The organism is Streptomyces caniscabiei (assembly GCF_014930365.1).
GTDB classification, from domain to species: Bacteria; Actinomycetota; Actinomycetes; order Streptomycetales; family Streptomycetaceae; genus Streptomyces; species Streptomyces caniscabiei.
The window spans coordinates 325,929-344,435 of record NZ_JABXWI010000011.1; the positions used below are offsets into that span (position 1 = coordinate 325,929).

Below are 18,507 nucleotides of genomic sequence, written 5' to 3' on the forward strand. Positions count from 1 at the left end.
CCCGCAGCCGCCCTGTGTTTTACAGGTACTGTCCGGTGTTCGCCACCGTGTCGATGGAGCGACCCGTGTCCGCGCCCTGCTTTCCGGTGATCAGGGTACGGATGTAGACGATCCGTTCGCCCTTCTTACCGGAGATTCGGGCCCAGTCGTCCGGGTTGGTGGTGTTGGGCAGGTCCTCGTTCTCCTTGAACTCGTCCACGCAGGCCTGGAGCAGGTGGGAGACGCGGAGACCCTTCTGGTTCTTGTCGAGGAAGTCCTTGATCGCCATCTTCTTGGCGCGGCCGACGATGTTCTCGATCATGGCGCCGGAGTTGAAGTCCTTGAAGTAGAGGACTTCCTTGTCGCCGTTGGCGTAGGTGACCTCCAGGAAGCGGTTCTCCTCGGATTCGGCGTACATGTGTTCCACTGCCGTCTGGATCATGCTCTGGACGGTGGTGGTCTTCGAGCCGCCGTGTTCGCCGAGGTCATCCGTGTGGAGGGGGAGACGCTCGGTGAGGTACTTCTGGAAGATGTCCTTGGCCGCTTCGGCGTCCGGACGCTCGATCTTGATCTTCACGTCGAGCCGGCCGGGGCGCAGGATCGCGGGGTCGATCATGTCCTCGCGGTTGGAGGCGCCGATGACCACGACGTTCTGCAGGCCTTCCACGCCGTCGATCTCGGCGAGCAGCTGCGGGACGATGGTGTTCTCCACGTCCGAGCTGACGCCGGATCCGCGGGTGCGGAAGAGGGATTCCATCTCGTCGAAGAAGACGATGACGGGGGTGCCCTCGCTGGCCTTCTCCCTCGCACGCTGGAAGACCAGGCGGATCTGTCGCTCGGTCTCGCCGACGTACTTGTTGAGGAGCTCGGGGCCCTTGATGTTGAGGAAGAAGCTCTTGCCCTGGGCCTGGCCGGTGACTTCGGCGACCTTCTTCGCCAGTGAGTTGGCGACGGCCTTGGCGATGAGCGTCTTGCCGCATCCGGGGGGTCCGTAGAGCAGGACGCCCTTGGGCGGGCGCAGTTCGTGCTCCTTGAACAGGTCCGGGTAGAGATAGGGGAGCTCGACCGCGTCGCGGATCATCTCGATCTGGTTGCCGAGGCCACCGATCTGCTCGTACCCGATGTCGGGGACCTCTTCGAGGACGAGTTCCTCGACCTCGCTCTTGGGCACGACCTCGTAGACGTAGCCGGAGCGGGGTTCGAGCAGGAGGGCGTCGCCGGGGCGGATGGTGATGTCCAGCAGGGGCTCGGCGAGCCGCACCACCCGTTCCTCGTCGGTGTGCCCCTGGACGAGGGCGCGCTCGCCGTCCTCGAGGATCTCCTTGAGGGTGACGATGTCGCCGACGCTCTCGTACTCCATGGCCTCGACCACGTTGAGGGCCTCGTTGAGCATCACTTCCTGGCCGCGCCGGAGCTCTTCCAGGTCGACGCTGGGGCTGACGTTCACCCGGAGCTTTCGGCCCCCGGTGAAGATGTCGGCCGTGCCGTCCTCGTTCGCCGCGAGGAAGACTCCGAAGCCGGCCGGCGGCTGTGCGAGCCGGTCGACTTCCTCCTTGAGGGCCACGATCTGGTCGCGGGCCTCACGGAGCGTATTGGCGAGCCGCTCGTTCTGTGCGGACACGCCGGCCAGATTGGTCTGCAGCTCGACGATCCGCTCTTCGAGAATCCTCGTGTGTCGCGGAGAGTCGGCGAGCTTGCGTCGCAGGACGGCGATCTCCTGCTCAAGGTAGGCAATCTGCCCGGCCGGGTCGTCGGACCCTCGTCCCGGGCGGATGCCGCGGTTCATGTCGTCGTCGTGGGCTGCCACGGTCCTCACCTCCTCCAAGGGGAGCTGGACGCTTCCAGACCCTACCTGGGTGGGTGTCGATTGAAACCCCTAGATCACAAAGACGGTCGGGGTGTGTCCGATCTTCACCCTTGCGCTCTCCCTCACGCCAGGGGAATACCCACCGAACATGATTGGGAAGCCGCCCCGGGTAGGGTCGAAGTGTTCAACACCCGTCAGAGCCTGCATCGTTCCCGACCGGCTCGACGAATGAATCGATGAATGACTCGATGAGTGACCCGACGCATGAGGCGGCAGGAGAGATGAGCGTGCAGCAGGAGGCCGGGGCCGCGGGCGAGGCGCTCGAGGTCTGGATCGACCAGGACCTCTGCACCGGTGACGGCATCTGCGTGCAGTACGCGCCCGAGGTGTTCGAGCTGGACATCGACGGACTGGCCTACGTGAAGAGTCCGGCCGACGAGTTGCTGCAGGCCCCGGGGGCGACAACGCCCGTTCCGCTGCCGCTTCTCACGGATGTCGTGGACTCCGCGAAGGAGTGTCCGGGTGAGTGCATCCATGTACGTCGCGTTTCGGACAGGGTCGAGGTCTTCGGACCTGACGCGGAGTGACCCTGCGGGCACTCCGCGTGGCCCGTTGTCTGCTTTCTCACACCGGGTTTGCCGGATGATCACTTCCCGTTCGTCCGGGAGCGGCCGGTGTCAGACGCTTTGTGCCCCGGCGGGCGTGGAGCGCACGAACGCCCCGTTCTTCCACTGCCACTTGACGGGGTCCGTGACGTCCGGGCAGCAGTTGGGGACCTCGGCGGAGGAGTAGCCGTGCAGGGTGGCGGTGACGGCGGCGTCGCGGACGGCGAAGTCGGAGACGGTGGTGCGGTCCTTGGGGTTCACCAGGGTGGCGACGACCCGGGGCTGCGCGGCGTCGGTGGAGCGGGTGAGTACGTACACGCCGTCGGGCGGGGTGCCCATGCTGGCGTCGCAGTGGACGACCGCCACGGTCTCGGGCCGGCCGTCCCCGTCGAGGTCCCCGGACGCCTGCTTCTTCACGACGACGCCGACGGGTCCGCAGTCGAGCGGGAGGTCCACCTCGGCGGGGTCGGGGGGTGTCACGGCGGCGGGGGCGTGGGCCGCCTCGGGGGCCGGCTGGGCCGCTCTCGCCGCGTCGGGCTGGAGGGCGGACGACAGGGCGACGACGCCGGCGAGGGCGGTGGCCGTGGCGAGCCAGTGGATGGGGCGGGTGTGCGTGTGTGCCAGTTCCGGGACGGCGGATTGCTGCACTAGGAGCGTCTCCTGAGGGTGCTGTGCCGGTTGGGATGACCCGCATGGTGCCACACGTCACAGGGGGGTGGAACGGCGGGGTACGTGGTTCCCGCAGCTTTTCGGTGGCGCGTCAACGGGAAAGCGCCGTGGCCGAGTTCCCGGGCGCTGCGGGGAACTCGGCCACGTCGAGGGCGCGTTCGTCGTACGTAGGTCAGCGGCCGGAGCCGCCGTCGGCGTTGGGGCCGGCGTAGTCCTCGCCGTAGGCGCCCTTGGCGGGGCGGCGGCGGCGCATGGGGGGCTCGACGCCGTCGGCGAGGCGGCGGGCGGTGAGCAGGAAGCCGGTGTGGCCGATCATGCGGTGGTCGGGGCGGACGGCGAGGCCCTCGATGTGCCAGTTGCGGATCATCGATTCCCAGGCGCTCGGCTCGTTGAAGCAGCCGATCTCGCGGATGGACTCGACGGTCCGGGCGAGCTGGGTGGTGGTGGCCACGTAGCAGCAGACGATGCCGCCGGGGACGAGGGCCTTGGAAACGGCCTCCAGGCACTCCCAGGGGGCGAGCATGTCGAGGATGACGCGGTCGACCTCGGTGTCGCTCAGGTTGTCCTGGAGGTCGCCGACGGTGAGCTGCCAGGCGGGGTGGGGGCCGCCGAAGTAGCGCTCCACGTTGGCCTGGGCGATCTCGGCGAAGTCGGCGCGACGCTCGTAGCTGTGCAGCATGCCCTGGTCGCCGATGGCGCGCAGCAGGAAGCTGCTGAGCGAGCCGGAGCCGACGCCGGCCTCGACGACGCGGGCGCCGGGGAAGATGTCGGCGAAGGCGAGGATCTGCCCCGCGTCCTTGGGGTAGACCACGGCGGCGCCGCGGGGCATGGACAGGACGTAGTCGGGGAGCAGGGGGCGGAGCGCCAGGTAGGCGACGTTCCCCGTGGTGCGGACAACACTGCCCTCGGGAGCGCCGATCAGCTCGTCGTGCGGGAAGGAACCCTTGTGGGTGTGGAAGTTCTTTCCCTCTTCGAGCGTGAACGTGTAGTGGCGTCCCTTGGGGTCGGTGAGCTGGACCTGGTCCCCGACCTTGAAGGGCCCGCGACGGCGGGCGGCACCGGTCGGTTCGGACATGTGACTCAGCCTACCGGCGTTTGACGGGGCCGCCGACCACCGGGTGAGCCAGGGCCCGTGGGGCACTCCGGGTTCGTCGTGGCTGGTCGCGCCCACGTGGCGGAGCCGCACGTCGATACCGCCTCGCGCCCCTTCAGCTGCGGTACCGCACCGGGGTCCTCGAGGACCCGCTCAGCTGGGGCGGGCCATGGCCTTCACGAAGGCTCGTTCCACGTCGGCTGCCGACAGGACTCCGTAGATCTCTCCGGACGCCTCGACCACCAGGTACTCCGTCGCCGGGGCCGCGCGGAGGGCGTCGAGGAGTTCCTCGCCGGCGAGTTCGGCGGAGACGCGCATGCCGTCGGTGAGGTCCTGGGCGAGGCCGCTCACGGCGACCCAGGGGCGGCGGTGTTCGGGGACGCCGACGATGGCGGCCTCGCGGACGAGGGAGAGGGGTTCGCCGTCGGGGTCGACGACGACGAGGGCGCGGGCGCCGGCCTCGTTGGCGCGGCGGAGGGCCTCGGAGAGGGGGGTGTCGGTCTCGACGGGGACGGCGCGGCGGGTGAGGGCGCGGGCCTGGAGTTCGGGCAGGTGTTCGCGCAGGCGGGCCATGCGGAGGCTGTTGCCGGCGCCGGTCCAGATGATCGCGGCGAGGATCGCGGCGAGCAGGGCGTCCAGGACGGTGTCCATGCCGACGCTGTCCTCGGCGGCGGAGCCGAGCAGGCCGGACTGGGTCAGCAGCGGGAGTCCGATGAGGACGGAGACGGCGAGGGCGCGGCCGACCCAGGCGGCGGCGATGGTGCCGCTCATGGGCTTGCCGGTGATCTTCCAGACGACGGCGCGGAGCATGCGGCCGCCGTCGAGGGGCAGGCCGGGGAGCAGGTTGAACGCGGCCACGATCAGGTTGGAGATCATCAGGCCGGCGAGCAGGACGCCGGGGACGGTGCCCGGCTCGACGGCCAGCAGGGCGACGTAGAAGACGCCCGCGAGGATCAGGGAGAGGAGGGGGCCCACGAAGGCGAGGACGAACTCGCGGCCGGGGGTCTCGGACTCCTTCTCGATCTCGGAGACGCCGCCGAAGAACTGGAGCTGGATGCGGCGCACGGGCAGCTTGTAGCGCAGGGCGGCGATGGTGTGGGCGAGTTCGTGGACGAGTACGGAGCCGTAGAAGGCGACCGCGAAGAAGAGGGCTACAAGGTAGCGGAGGGCGCCGAGTTCGGGGAGGACGCGGTCGAGTTGACCGCCGAAGACCCAGGTGATCAGGGCGGCGACCAGGAACCAGCTGGGCGCGACGTATACGGGCACGCCGAAGGGGCGGCCCATGAGGATGCCGCCGCCGGGCTCCTTGGGGCGCTCGGGGGGCTTGGGCGCGGCGTCCGAGTGGGCAAAGGGGCGCGAGGACGTGGCGGTGCGCTCCGACTCGTCCGCCGGGGCGGGTGCCTTGGTGAGGTCGGCGGGGGCGGAGGCCTCGTCCCGGCCGTCAGGCGCGGGAGCCTGCTCCGGGTCGGCGGGGGCGGGAGCCTGCTCCGGGTCGGCGGGCGCGGGGGCCTTCACCGGGTCGGTGGGGGTGGAGGCGGTGGGCGGGTCGCTCGGCGGCGTCGCCGTTCCGGCGTCGGCTGGCGTCCCGGTGCCAGGGGGCGTGGCGGAGGGGTCTGGAGCCTCGCCGTTGCCTGCCGTCTTGCCGTTTCCGGCCGTCGTGCCGGTGTCGGCCGTCGCGCCGTTTTCAGCAGGCGTGCCCTTGCCGGGTGTCATGCCCGTGCCGGTCGTCGTACCGGTGTCGGCCGTCGAGCCATTGCCGGCCGACGCCGAGTCAGCAGCGGCCTTGCCGTTGTCGGCGGCCTTGGCGTCGTCGGCGGGCGTGGCGGCGTCGGTGGTTTCGCCGTCGGCGTCGGACGCGGTGGGACTCTGCGCTCTGTCCGTCGGGTTCGCGGTCGTCGGGGCGGGGGCGGCCGGGCGGTCGGTGGTGGGGTCGGTGGGGGCGTCCTGGTTCGCCGGTGTCCCGGTCGCGTCGCGGTGGGCGCGCTCGGGCGCCTGCTCGCTGTCGGACCGCGGCTGCCCGCTCCCGCCGCTCGTCTCCACGATGTCCCCTCGTTCGAAGCGTCTTCCGCACCCGGTGGCCGGGCGGAAGGGTCTGTCGTCGATGCTATGCCGTCACCGGGACACGTTCCGCCCCGGCACCCCCTCTGTTTTCCCCCGCGTCGCACGAGGCACACAGGTGCCGGCGGACACGGTGTCGGCCGGCGGTCGTACTGGCCCGTGGCTGTCACTGTCAGTGGTGGGCCGTATGGTCTGTGGTCATGGAAACCAGCACCGAGGGCACCCCCGCCGTTCCCGTGGGTGGCGAGGGCGACCGTCCTGTCGTGCGGGCCGCCGCGCCGCCCGCCTCGCTGTCGCCGTCGCGGGCCAGTGACTTCATGCAGTGTCCGCTGCTGTACCGGTTCCGGGTGATCGACCGGCTGCCGGAGAAGCCGAGCGAGGCGGCGACCCGCGGCACGCTGGTGCACGCGGTGCTGGAGAGACTCTTCGACGCGCCGGCGGCCGAGCGGACGGCGCCGCGGGCCAGGTCGCTGGTGCCCGGGCAGTGGGACCGGCTGCGGGAGTCCAGGCCGGAGGTCGTGGAGCTGTTCGCGGACGACGCGGAGGGCGAGCGGCTGGCGCGCTGGCTGGCGGAGGCCGAGCAGCTGGTGGAGCGCTGGTTCACGCTGGAGGACCCGACGCGGTTGGAACCCGCCGAGCGGGAGTTGTTCGTGGAGGCGGAGCTGGAGTCGGGGCTCAGGCTGCGCGGGATCATCGACCGGGTGGACGTGGCGCCCACCGGCGAGGTGCGGATCGTCGACTACAAGACGGGGAAGGCACCGCGACCGGAGTACGCCGAGGGCGCGTTGTTCCAGATGAAGTTCTACGCGCTGGTGGTGTGGCGGCTGAAGCAGGTGGTGCCGCGCCGTCTTCAGCTGGTCTATCTCGGCAGTGGTGACGTGCTGACGTACGACCCCGTGGTCGCCGATCTGGAGCGGGTGGAGCGCAAGCTGCTGGCGCTGTGGGAGGCGATCCGGCTGGCCACGGAGACGGGTGACTGGCGGCCGCGGCCGACGAAGCTGTGCGGCTGGTGCGATCACCAGGCGGTGTGTCCGGAGTTCGGTGGGACTCCCCCGCCGTACCCCCTCCAGGTGAGGTCACCCGAGTCTGTCGGCGAGGCGCAGGGCAGAATGGGCCCGGACTAGCCGAAGGAGATTTTCGTGGCCATCCGCGTCCTACTGGTCGACGACCAGCCGCTGCTGCGTACCGGTTTCCGGATGATTCTGGAGGCGGAGCAGGACCTCGCGGTCGTCGGGGAGGCCGGGGACGGCCTCCAGGCGATCGACCAGGTGCGGGCGCTCCAGCCCGATGTGGTGCTGATGGACATCCGGATGCCCCGGATGGACGGGGTGGAGGCGACCCGTCAGATCACCGGCCCCGGACGGGACGGCCCGGCGAAGGTACTGGTGCTGACCACGTTCGATCTGGACGAGTACGTGGTGGAGGCGCTGCGGGCGGGGGCCAGCGGCTTTCTGCTGAAGGACGCTCCGGCCAATGAGCTGGTGCAGGCGATCCGGGTCGTGGCGAACGGGGAGGCGATGCTCGCGCCGAGCATCACGCGCCGGCTGCTCGACAAGTACGCGGAGCATCTGCCGTCGGGCGAGGAGCCGGTGCCGGACACGCTGCACACGCTGACGGACCGTGAGGTCGAGGTGCTGAAGCTGGTGGCCCGGGGGCTGTCGAACGCGGAGATCGCCGCCGATCTGTTCGTCAGCGAGACCACGGTGAAGACGCATGTGGGCCATGTGCTGACGAAGTTGGGGCTGCGGGACCGTGTGCAGGCGGCGGTGTACGCGTACGAGAGCGGGCTGGTGCGCCCCGGCGCGCAGTAGCGCGCACCGGGCGGTACGCACCGAGGGCGCTCCCTTCTTGTGGAAGGGAGCGCCCTCGGTCGTACGGGGCCGTGGTGTCGGCCCGTGCTCGGTGTCAGCCCTTGCTGATCTCCCAGAAACGGAAGACGGTCGAGGCGTCCAGGCAGTACTCCAGGCCGTAGACGTCGTCGCGGACGACGGCGTACTGCTTGGCCTGCCAGACGGGGATGAGGGGGACGTCGGTGGCGACGATGTTCTGGAGCTCGGCGTACTCCTGCTCCGTGGAGGAGCGCTCGCTCTCGGCGGCGGTCTTCGTGAGGAGTTCACCGGTGATGGTGTTGTTGGTGTAGTTGTTGTCCAGCACGTTGCCCTTGCCGAAGAAGGGGCCGGTGAAGTTGTCGGGGTCCGGGTAGTCGGGGACCCAGCCCTTGACGTAGACGCCGTACTTGCCGGCGGCGATGTCCTTCTCGTACCGATCGAAGGCGACGGACTCCACCTTGGCGTCGAACAGCCCACTGTCGTTGAGCTGCTTGGCGACGGCCTTCAACTCCTGGTCGGTGGCGGGGCCGTAGCGCGACGGGGTGGACCAGAGGGTCAGTTCGACCTTGTCGTCGATGCCGTCGGCGCGGAGCGCGGCCTCGGCCTTGGCCTTGGAGGGGCGGGCGCCGTAGGTGTCGAAGAAGGCCGTGTTGTGGCCGGTGATGCCGGCCGGGATGATCGAGTACAGCGGGGTGGCGGTGCCCTGGTAGACCTCGTCGACGAGTGCCTCGCGGTCGAGGAGGTAGGCGATGGCCTGGCGGACGCCGAGCTTGCCGGTGACCGGGTCGTCCATGTTGAAGACGAGGTGCTGGACCTCGGCGCCGGTGCCGTCGACGATCTCGATGCCGCTGGCGGTGGAGGTGTCGGTCTCGATGTCGGAGATGTCGGAGGCGCTGAGGCCGCGGTAGGTGACGTCGAGGTCGCCCTCCAGCAGGGACTTCTTCAGGGCGTCCTGGTCACCGTGGAAGAACTTGAGGGTGACGCCGCTGTTCTCGACGTCGGCGGTGCCCTGGTAGTTCTCGTTGACGGTGAAGACGGCCTCGTCCTCGCCGAAGGACTCCAGCTTGTAGGGGCCGGAGCCGACCGCCTGGCCGTCCTTGCGGAGGCCGTCGGCGTCGTAGGAGCTCTCGTCGACGATCGAGCCGGCGCCGGAGGCGATCTTGCTGGGGAAGGTGGCGTCCGCGTACTTGAGGTCGAAGCGGACGGTCTTGTCGTCCGGGGTCTCGACCTTGTCGAGCATCGGGAACATGATCGCCGGGCCGGCGTCGTCGTTGATCTTCAGCATGCGGTCGAAGGAGAACTTGACGTCCTTCGCGGTGAGCGCCTCACCGTTGCTGAACTTCAGGCCGTCCTTGAGGGTGCACTCGTAGACCGTGGTGCCCCCGGCCGCGAAGGAGCACTCCTTGGCGAGGTCCGGTTCGGGCTCGGTGGCGCCGTTGGGGAAGCTCAGCAACGACTGGAAGACGTTGTTGAAGAGGAGCCAGGATCCCGGGTCGTAGCCGGAGGCGGGGTCGGTGGCCAGGACGTCGTCGGACATTCCCATCACGACGTTGGAGCCGGAGTCACCGGATCCCCCCGAGTCGGTGCCGCAACCGGTCAGCAGGCCGGCGGCAAGCCCTGTCGCCATGGTCAGGACGGGCCACTGGGTGCGTATGTTCACGTATGGATGCCTTGTGTCGTGGGTGCATTGCGGGCGCTCCGGGCTCCCCCGAGGCCGAACGGCCCTGGTCCGGAGGGGTGGTGAGGTCCGGTCAGTCGCTTCTGCCGCGGCCCAGCTCCCAGAGCTGGAGGGTGGAGGCGGCGTTGAGGGCGTACTCGGCGCCGGTGACGTCGTCGCGGGCGGCGACGTACTGGTTGCCCTGCCACAGCGGCAGGACGGGCACGTCGTCGGCGACGATGTCCTGGATGCCGGCGAGGCTCTCCGCGGCGGAGAGCCGGTCGGCGGCGCGGCGGGACTCGGGGATCAGCTTGCCGCGGATCTCGCTGTTCGCGTAGGGCGAGCCGAGGAAGTTGTCCTTGTCGAGGAAGGGCGCGAGGTAGTTGTCGGCGTCGGGGAAGTCCGGGAACCAGCCCATGCCGTAGACGGCGTACTCGCCCTCCTGCTCGGCGGGGCGGAACGTGGACCAGGGGGTGCCCTTGATGGTGACGTCGAACAGGCCGCTGTCGTCGAGCTGCTTCTTCAGCAGCTCGAACTCCTTCTTCGTGGCGGCGCCGTAGTGGTCCGTCGTGTAGTGCAGGGTCAGCTTGACCGGGGCGGTGACGCCGGCCGTCTCCAGGGTCGACTTCGCCTTGGCGACGTCCGGGTCGCCGTACTTGTTGAAGAACGAGTTGGAGTGGCCGGTGATCCCGGCGGGGACCAGCGAGAAGAGGGGTTCGGCCTGGGAGCCGTACACCTTGGAGACGAGTTCGCCCCGGTCGATGACCTCGGCCATGGCTCGGCGGACGGCGGTGCTCCTGACCGGTGAGGCGTCGGTGTTGAAGGCGAGGTAGCGGATCTCCAGCCCGGCGGACTCGATGACGTCGATGTCGCTGTCGGCCGCGTCGGAGAGCTTGGTGATCTGCTCAGGGGTCATCGTGCGGGTCATCAGGTCGATGTCGCCGTTCTTCAGGGCGGTGCCCATGGCGTCGGCGCTCGCGTAGGAGCGCAGCTCGACCTTGTCGTTCTTCGGGTCCAACTGGCCCTTGTAGTTCGGGTTCTTGGTGAAGACGGCCCGGACCAGCTCGTTGTTCTCGACCTCGGCGTCCAGGGTGTACGGGCCGGACCCGTCGACCTCGAAGCCGTCGCGCAGCCTGCCCTTGTCGTAGTCGGCCGGGTTGACGATGCCGGCGACCGGGGTGGAGAGCTTGTACGGGAGGGTCGCGTCGGGGCTGTTGAGGTGGAAGATCACCTCGTTGTCGCCCTTGGTCTCGACGAGGTCGATGGTGGACAGCAGGGCGAAGACACCGCTGTCGGCCTTGAGGGAGCGGGCCCGGTCGATGGAGAACTTCACGTCCTCGGCGGTGATCGGGTCGCCGTTCGCGAACTTCAGGCCGTCGCGCAGGGTGCAGGCGTAGCGCTCGTTGCCGGAGTCGGTGAAGGAGCAGCTGGAGGCGGCCTCGGGCTCCGGTTCGCCGTCGCCGCGCGGCTGGACCAGGAGGGTCTGGACGGTCTGGCGGAGGATGTTCCAGGTGCCGACGTCGTAGGCGTAGGCCGGGTCGATGGGGGCCGGGGCGCCCTTCGAGGCGGTGAACTGGTCGGTGGTGCCGACGACGATCGCGTCACCGCTGTCGCCCGCGCTGTCGGTGGCACCGCAGGCGGCGAGTACCGGGGTGAGCAGACCGATCACGGCCGACAGCACCAAGGTCTTGCGGTTCATGCTCGCGATTCTCCAGAGCTGTGTTCCGAGACGGGTGCTGGCGGGGTGGTGCGAGCGTGTCCCGGGAAGTACGGCGATGTTCTCGCGACGAGATTAGCCCGCACCGCCAGAGGGGCCCGCGCGCACCGGAGTTGAGTTCCCATCACGCTGCGGAACCGGGTGTGGACACAAATGGTGTAGTGCCCACGGAATGTTTGGGGCACGCTTCGCCAATCAGGACACAAAGGCGGGCCCGACGCCCTCGAACTCGGGGTCTGAGGGCGTCGGGCCGCCGCGTCGGCGGCCCTGGGAAGTGGGCAACGTCACAGGTGGAAAGGTATTCCCCTGTGCGGGAATTCAGTCATCGCGGCCCGTCGAATTCCGCGTGGCGGGGCCGTGGGCGCGATCTTGGAATTCCTTGCGTTTTCAATTGGCCGTGATCGCCATGAGGCCGTGCAGAAATGGCAGGTCGACCTCTTCCAGCGAGGTCACGACGGTGCGCCGGACGGCGGGGGCGATGGGGGCCACGGACGGGACGGCGACGACGTGGCATCCGGCGGCCTCCGCGGCGGCGACACCGGTCGCGGTGTCCTCGATGACCGCGCAGCGGGTCGGATCCGCGCCGAGGCCGGAGGCCGCGAGCAGGTAGGGGTCGGGGAAGGGCTTGGTCCGCTCGACCTCGTCGCCGGCGACGGTCAGCGCGAAGTGCTGGGGGCCGAGAGAGGTCAGCACACGGTCGATGATGCGCCGGTGCGAGGCGGAGACCAGGGCGGTCGGGACGCCGTGCGCGGCGAGTTCGGCGAGGAGCCGGGAGGCGCCGGGCATCAGCGGCAGGGAGCGCCCGATGCGTGCCTCGAAGCCGTCGTTGAGCAGCACGGTGAGCTCGGCGAGGGTGATGTCGGCGCCGGTGGCCTCGATCAGGAAGCCCGCGCTGCGGGTCATGGGTCCGCCGACCACGACATGGCGCCAGGAGTCGTCGAGGGCGTGTCCGAGGCCGGCGAAGACCTCGACCTCCACGTCCCACCAGAATCCCTCGGTGTCCACCAGGGTGCCGTCCATGTCCAGGAGCACGGCCTGGAGGGCCGAGCCTTCGGCCGTACGGGTTCCTGGCGCGGGAATCGTCGTGGTCATCCGGCGCACCTCCTTGTGGGACGAGCAGGCCGGTTCCCGGGTGGGGAACCGGCCTGCGGTGGACCGACTAGTCTACGACGCCGCGCGGACAAGCGCCTTTCGATGCGGCTGAGGCCCTGTGTGGGGGCCTACCGGGCGTTGAAGTACTTCGCCTCGGGGTGGTGGATCACGATGGCGTCGGTGGACTGTTCGGGGTGGAGCTGGAACTCCTCCGAGAGCTGGACACCGATCCGCTCGGGTTCGAGGAGCTGCGCGATCTTGGCGCGGTCCTCCAGGTCGGGGCAGGCACCGTAGCCGAGGGAGAAACGCGCGCCCCGGTACTTCAGGTCGAACATGTCCTCGATCGCGGCGGGGTCCTCGCCGGCGAAGCCCAGCTCGGAGCGGACGCGGGCGTGCCAGTACTCGGCGAGGGCCTCGGCCAACTGCACGGACAGGCCGTGGAGTTCGAGGTAGTCCCGGTAGGCGTTGGCCTCGAAGAGCTTGGCGGTCTCCTCACCGATGCGGGAGCCGACGGTGACGACCTGGAGACCGACGACGTCGATCTCGCCGGACTCCTCGGGGCGGAAGAAGTCGGCCAGGCAGAGCCGGCGGCCACGGCGCTGGCGCGGGAAGGAGAACCGGGTCCGTTCGTTGCCGTCGTCGTCCAGGATGATCAGGTCATCGTCCTTGGAGACGCAAGGGAAGTAGCCGTAGACCACGGCCGCCTCCAGCAGGTTCTCGGTCTGGAGCCGGTCCAGCAGCCCGCGCAGCCGGGGCCGCCCCTCGGTCTCGACCAGCTCCTCGTACGTCGGCCCGTCGCCCGTGCGGGCCTGCTTCAGCCCCCACTGGCCCTTGAACAACGCCCCCTCGTCCAGCCAGGAGGCGTACTCCTTGAGCTGGATGCCCTTGACCACGCGGGTGTCCTGAAACGGGGGCGTGGGCACGGGGTTGTCGGTGGCGACGTCGGAGCGGACGTGGCCCTCCTCCGGCCGGTCCTCCACCACCGTGGCCGCGGCCGTGGCCTTGACCCGGCGCTGCCGCAGCTCGGGCAACTGCGCGCCCGGCACCCCGCGCTTGACGCCGATGAGGGCGTCCATCAGGCGCAGCCCCTCGAAGGCGTCGCGGGCGTAGCGGACCTCGCCCTCGTAGATCTCGTGCAGGTCCTGCTCGACATACGCCCTGGTGAGCGCGGCGCCGCCGAGGATGACGGGGTAGTCGGCGGCCAGGCCGCGCTGGTTCAGCTCCTGAAGGTTCTCCTTCATGATCACTGTGGACTTCACCAGCAGGCCCGACATGCCGATGACGTCGGCGCGGTGCTCGGCGGCGGCGTCCAGGATCGCCGAGACCGGCTGCTTGATACCGAGGTTGACGACGTTGTAGCCGTTGTTGGACAGGATGATGTCGACGAGGTTCTTGCCGATGTCGTGCACGTCACCGCGGACGGTCGCCAGGACGATGGTGCCCTTGCCCTCGGCGTCCGACTTCTCCATGTGCGGTTCGAGGTGGGCGACGGCGGTCTTCATCACCTCCGCCGACTGGAGCACGAACGGCAACTGCATCTGGCCGGAGCCGAAGAGTTCGCCGACGACCTTCATGCCGTCCAGGAGGGTGTCGTTGACGATGTCGAGGGCGGCGCGGGTCTGGAGGGCCTCGTCGAGGTCGGCCTCCAGGCCGTTCTTCTCGCCGTCGATGATGCGCCGCTTGAGACGCTCCTCCAACGGCAGAGCGGCCAGCTCCTCGGCCTTGCCCGCCTTCAGGGACTTGGCGGTGGCGCCCTCGAAGAGCGCCATCAGCTTCTGCAGCGGGTCGTAGCCCTCGGCGCGGCGGTCGTGGATGAGGTCGAGGGCCGTGTTCACCTCCTCCTCGCTGAAGCGGGCGATGGGGAGGATCTTCGACGCGTGCACGATGGCGGAGTCGAGTCCGGCCTTCACGCACTCGTCGAGGAAGACCGAGTTCAGCAGGATCCGGGCGGCCGGGTTCAGGCCGAAGGAGATGTTCGACAGGCCGAGGGTGGTCTGCACGTCCGGGTGGCGGCGCTTGAGTTCGCGGATCGCCTCGATGGTGGCGATGCCGTCCCCCCGGGACTCCTCCTGACCGGTACAGATGGTGAAGGTCAGGGTGTCGATGAGGATGTCCGACTCGTGGATGCCCCAGTTCCCGGTGAGGTCGTCGATGAGCCGTTCGGCGATCTCGACCTTCTTCTCCGGGGTGCGGGCCTGGCCCTCCTCGTCGATGGTCAGCGCGATCAGCGCGGCGCCGTGCTCCTGCGCCAGGCGGGTGACCTTGGCGAATCGGGACTCGGGGCCGTCGCCGTCCTCGTAGTTGACGGAGTTGATGACCGCCCGGCCGCCGAGCTTCTCCAGCCCGGCCCGGATGACGTCCACCTCGGTGGAGTCCAGCACGATCGGCAGGGTGGAGGCGGTGGCGAAACGGCCGGCGAGTTCGGCCATGTCGGCCACGCCGTCGCGGCCCACGTAGTCGACACAGAGGTCGAGCATGTGGGCGCCCTCGCGGATCTGGTCGCGGGCCATCTCCACACAGTCGTCCCAGCGGGCCTGAAGCATGGCCTCGCGGAACTTCTTCGAGCCGTTGGCGTTCGTGCGCTCACCGATCGCCATGTAGGCGGTGTCCTGACGGAACGGCACACTCTGGTAGAGGGAGGCGGCGCCCGGCTCGGGGCGCGGGTCACGGGCGGTGGGGGCGAGGTCCCGGACCCGCTCGACGACCTGGCGCAGGTGCTCGGGGGTGGTGCCGCAGCAGCCGCCGACGAGGGAGAGGCCGTACTCGCGGACGAAGTTCTCCTGGGCGTCGGCCAGCTCCGGCGCGGTCAGCGGGTAGTGGGCGCCGTCCTTGGTCAGCACCGGCAGGCCGGCGTTGGGCATGCAGGAGAGCTGGATGCGGGAGTGGCGGGCCAGATGGCGCAGGTGCTCGCTCATCTCGGCGGGGCCGGTGGCGCAGTTCAGGCCGATCATGTCGATGCCGAGCGGCTCCAGCGCGGTCAGCGCGGCACCGATCTCGGAGCCGAGGAGCATCGTGCCGGTCGTCTCGACCGTCACGGACACGATCAGGGGGACGTCGTATCCGGCGGTCTCCATCGCGCGGCGGGCGGCGATGACGGAGGCCTTGGTCTGCAGCAGGTCCTGGGTGGTCTCCACCAGGAGCGCGTCGGCGCCGCCGGCCAGCAGGCCCTCGGCGTTCTGCTGGTAGGCGTCGCGGATGGCGGTGAAGGTGGTGTGGCCGAGGGTGGGCAGCTTGGTGCCGGGGCCGATGGAGCCGAGCACCCAACGCTGCCGCCCGTCGCGGGCGGCGTACTCGTCGGCCGTCTCGCGGGCGATGCGGGCGCCGGCTTCGGACAGCTCGGTGGTGCGCTCGGGGATGTCGTACTCGCCCAGGGCGGTGAGATTGGCGCCGAAGGTGTTGGTCTCGACGCAGTCGACGCCCGCGTCGAAGTACGCGGCGTGCACCGAGCGGACGATGTCGGGGCGGGTGACGTTGAGGACCTCGTTGCAGCCCTCCAGCTGCTGGAAGTCCTCCAGTGTGGGGTCCTGCGCCTGCAGCATCGTGCCCATCGCGCCGTCGGCGACCACCACACGGGTGGCGAGGGCCTCGCGGAGGGCCTCGGATCGGGCCCGGCCTGCGGCGGCGGACGTGAGGGACGTGTTCGGCGACGAGGCCATGGAGCTGCTCCCTGGAGTGCGACGGCTGTCGGCTTTGCGCCCTCCCACGGAAGGCGCACGCGGCAAGCCTAGCCCGGCGGGGCACGGATGGTCAGGGGCGTCCACGAGGCGGACCGGCGTGGCGCACCCGCTCGGGTGCGGTTTACTCCGACGACGAAAAGAACGACGGACACCACTCCGGCACGCTTCGGACACCCCACGGCCACATGTGCGCGCCACGGGCACCGGAAGGACACCGGACGGCCACGTGAACGCCACCGCACGGCGAGCGTGGCCGAAAAGCTAGTGACGGCCATTAGCGGGAGGTCGGCAACGACCGGTAGTGTTCGACATTGCCGAACGATGGAAGTTCAGTCGCGTACGGCGGCCGAAGGGGACGGAGGCAGGACGGCGATGGCACGGAACATCCAGTCGCTCGAACGGGCGGCCGCGATGCTGCGCCTGCTCGCGGGCGGCGAACGGCGGCTCGGCCTGTCGGACATCGCCTCCTCGCTGGGCCTCGCCAAGGGCACCGCCCACGGCATACTGCGCACGCTCCAGCATGAGGGCTTCGTCGAGCAGGACGACGCCTCGGGGCGCTACCAGCTGGGGGCCGAGCTGCTGCGGCTCGGGACGACGTACCTCGACGTCCACGAGCTGCGGGCGCGCGCACTGGTCTGGACGGACGACCTGGCCCGCTCCAGCGGCGAGAGCGTCCACCTGGGGGTGCTGCACCAGCAGGGCGTGCTGATCGTGCACCACGTGTTCCGGCCCGACGACAGCCGGCAGGTCCTGGAGATAGGGGCCATGCAGCCGCTGCACTCCACGGCCCTGGGCAAGGTCCTGTCGGCCTACGACCCGGTGGCCCACAGCGAGGTGCTGGAGAGCGAGCGCAAGGCGTTCACCGACCGGACCGTGCACGTGCTGGCCGACTTCGAGCACGTCCTGGACCTCACCCGCGCACGCGGGTACGCGGCCGACGTCGAGGAGACCTGGGAGGGCGTGGCGTCGATCGCCGCACCCATCCACGACCGGCGGCGGATGCCCGTCGGCGCGGTCGGCATCACCGGCGCCGTGGAGCGGCTGTGCCGCGACGGCGAGCTGCGCCCCGAGCTGATCGCGGCCGTGCGGGACTGTGCCCGCGCGGTCTCGCGGGACCTGGGCGCCGGACGGTTCTGACCGTCCTCCTCTCCCGCCACACGACACGGCGAAGGCCGGGACATCCCACGATGTCCCGGCCTTCGCCGTGCGCGCGTGTACGCCCGTAGCAGCGACCCCAAGATCAACGGGCCGTTTCGATCAATAACGATCCCGTTTTCGACAACTCAGCTCTTGACGCGCCTGTAACCCCGGAGCAAGACTCCCGTCCATCGGTCGACATTGTCGAACACCTACCGGCAATACGCGCTAGAGTGTGACAACGCCATGGGCCGAACTCTTTCCCCTGGACGAAGGACAAAGGAGTCGCGGGTGTCCAGCTCCGACATCTTCATCGGCGAGACCATCGGTACCGCCATACTCATCCTGCTCGGCGGCGGCGTCTGCGCGGCCGTCACGCTGAAGGCCTCCAAGGCCCGTAACGCCGGTTGGCTCGCCATCACCTTCGGGTGGGGTTTTGCCGTTCTCACCGCCGTCTACACCTCCGCGCCGCTCTCCGGCGCCCATCTGAACCCGGCCGTGACCCTCGCGCTCGCGCTGAAGAAGGACGGCATCGAGTGGGGCGACGTCCCGATCTACTGGGGCGGGCAGCTGCTCGGCGCCATGATCGGTGCCGCTCTGGTCTGGATCGCCTACTACGGGCAGTTCCAGGCGCACCTCACCGACGCGGAGATCGTCGGTGACGAGAAGACGCGGGCCAAGGCCAAGTCGGTCGAGGCCCGGGAGCAGGGCGCCGGCCCCGTGCTCGGCATCTTCTCCACCGGCCCGGAGGTCCGCAACGCGGTCCTGAACATCGCCACCGAGGTCATCGGCACCGTCGTGCTGGTCCTGGCGGTGCTCACACAGGGTCTCAACGACTCCGGCAAGGGCCTCGGCACCCTCGGTGCCCTGATCACGGCGCTCGTCGTGGTCTCCATCGGTCTGTCCCTCGGTGGCCCGACCGGTTACGCGATCAACCCGGCCCGTGACCTCGGTCCGCGCATCGTGCACGCCCTGCTGCCCCTGCCCAACAAGGGCGGGTCGGACTGGAGCTACGCCTGGGTCCCGGTGGTCGGCCCCCTGATCGGTGCCGCCCTCGCCGCAGGCCTCTACAACGTCGCATTCGTCTGAGAAACCCGTTGAGCCGCCGTTCCGCGGGCCCGTCCCGCGGAACGCTCAGCACGCGCCGTACGTACAGCCCGTTGACCAGTTGACCTTTCAGGAGCACA

Annotated in this window: 13 protein-coding genes; 5 read left to right on the top strand and 8 right to left on the bottom strand. The window is 69.6% G+C overall.

Annotated features, from left to right (window positions below; genetic code table 11):
* Positions 1–19: 19 nt before the first annotated feature.
* Positions 20–1,786 carry a proteasome ATPase gene (gene arc / locus HW837_RS29900; protein ID WP_045557349.1) on the bottom strand — a complete coding sequence of 589 codons (1,767 nt, stop codon included), beginning with the start codon at positions 1,784–1,786 and terminating at the stop codon, positions 20–22.
* Between the two features lie 281 nt (positions 1,787–2,067).
* On the opposite strand from arc, the gene HW837_RS29905 reads away from it, so the two are divergent.
* A complete protein-coding gene (locus HW837_RS29905) occupies positions 2,068–2,373 on the top strand; it encodes a ferredoxin (RefSeq protein ID WP_045557348.1) in 306 nt (101 codons plus the stop codon).
* 90 nt (positions 2,374–2,463) lie between these two features.
* On the opposite strand, the gene HW837_RS29910 is transcribed toward HW837_RS29905, so the two are convergent.
* From HW837_RS29910 to HW837_RS29920, 3 genes are all read right to left on the bottom strand, one after another.
* Positions 2,464–3,039, bottom strand: coding sequence for a hypothetical protein (locus HW837_RS29910; RefSeq protein WP_045557090.1), 576 nt, complete (start codon positions 3,037–3,039; stop codon positions 2,464–2,466).
* Positions 3,040–3,232: 193 nt separating this feature from the next.
* The gene (locus HW837_RS29915; RefSeq protein ID WP_045557089.1) at positions 3,233–4,135 is read right to left on the bottom strand and encodes a tRNA (adenine-N1)-methyltransferase; all 903 of its coding nucleotides are present in this window, start codon (positions 4,133–4,135) and stop codon (positions 3,233–3,235) included.
* 171 nt (positions 4,136–4,306) lie between these two features.
* Entirely contained in the window at positions 4,307–5,866 is a 1,560-nt protein-coding gene (locus HW837_RS29920; protein WP_107073708.1) for a site-2 protease family protein, read from the bottom strand.
* A 545-nt stretch (positions 5,867–6,411) separates the two neighbouring features.
* Here HW837_RS29920 and HW837_RS29925 point away from each other — a divergent pair.
* Positions 6,412–7,335: a RecB family exonuclease gene (locus tag HW837_RS29925; RefSeq protein ID WP_045557087.1), complete on the top strand. Its 924-nt coding sequence runs from the start codon at positions 6,412–6,414 to the stop codon at positions 7,333–7,335.
* Positions 7,336–7,350: 15 nt separating this feature from the next.
* Entirely contained in the window at positions 7,351–8,022 is a 672-nt protein-coding gene (locus HW837_RS29930; RefSeq protein WP_045557086.1) for a response regulator, read from the top strand.
* A gap of 94 nt (positions 8,023–8,116) precedes the next feature.
* Here the strand turns inward: HW837_RS29930 and HW837_RS29935 are convergent, their stop codons facing one another.
* The 4 genes from HW837_RS29935 to metH form a co-directional block, all read right to left on the bottom strand.
* Positions 8,117–9,700 carry an ABC transporter substrate-binding protein gene (locus tag HW837_RS29935; protein ID WP_045557085.1) on the bottom strand — a complete coding sequence of 528 codons (1,584 nt, stop codon included), beginning with the start codon at positions 9,698–9,700 and terminating at the stop codon, positions 8,117–8,119.
* A gap of 91 nt (positions 9,701–9,791) precedes the next feature.
* Positions 9,792–11,396 (bottom strand): ABC transporter substrate-binding protein, encoded by a 1,605-nt coding sequence (locus HW837_RS29940; protein ID WP_193380444.1) that lies wholly within the window; start codon positions 11,394–11,396, stop codon positions 9,792–9,794.
* 405 nt (positions 11,397–11,801) lie between these two features.
* Positions 11,802–12,506: an HAD family hydrolase gene (locus HW837_RS29945; RefSeq protein ID WP_045557083.1), complete on the bottom strand. Its 705-nt coding sequence runs from the start codon at positions 12,504–12,506 to the stop codon at positions 11,802–11,804.
* A gap of 128 nt (positions 12,507–12,634) precedes the next feature.
* Entirely contained in the window at positions 12,635–16,162 is a 3,528-nt protein-coding gene (gene metH / locus HW837_RS29950) for a methionine synthase (protein WP_045557082.1), read from the bottom strand.
* Positions 16,163–16,555: 393 nt separating this feature from the next.
* Between metH and HW837_RS29955 the strand changes: the two genes are divergently transcribed.
* Both HW837_RS29955 and HW837_RS29960 read left to right on the top strand, forming a co-directional pair.
* Entirely contained in the window at positions 16,556–17,320 is a 765-nt protein-coding gene (locus tag HW837_RS29955; RefSeq protein WP_045557081.1) for an IclR family transcriptional regulator, read from the top strand.
* Positions 17,321–17,611: 291 nt separating this feature from the next.
* Positions 17,612–18,409 carry an MIP/aquaporin family protein gene (locus HW837_RS29960; RefSeq protein WP_045557080.1) on the top strand — a complete coding sequence of 266 codons (798 nt, stop codon included), beginning with the start codon at positions 17,612–17,614 and terminating at the stop codon, positions 18,407–18,409.
* Positions 18,410–18,507 lie beyond the last annotated feature (98 nt).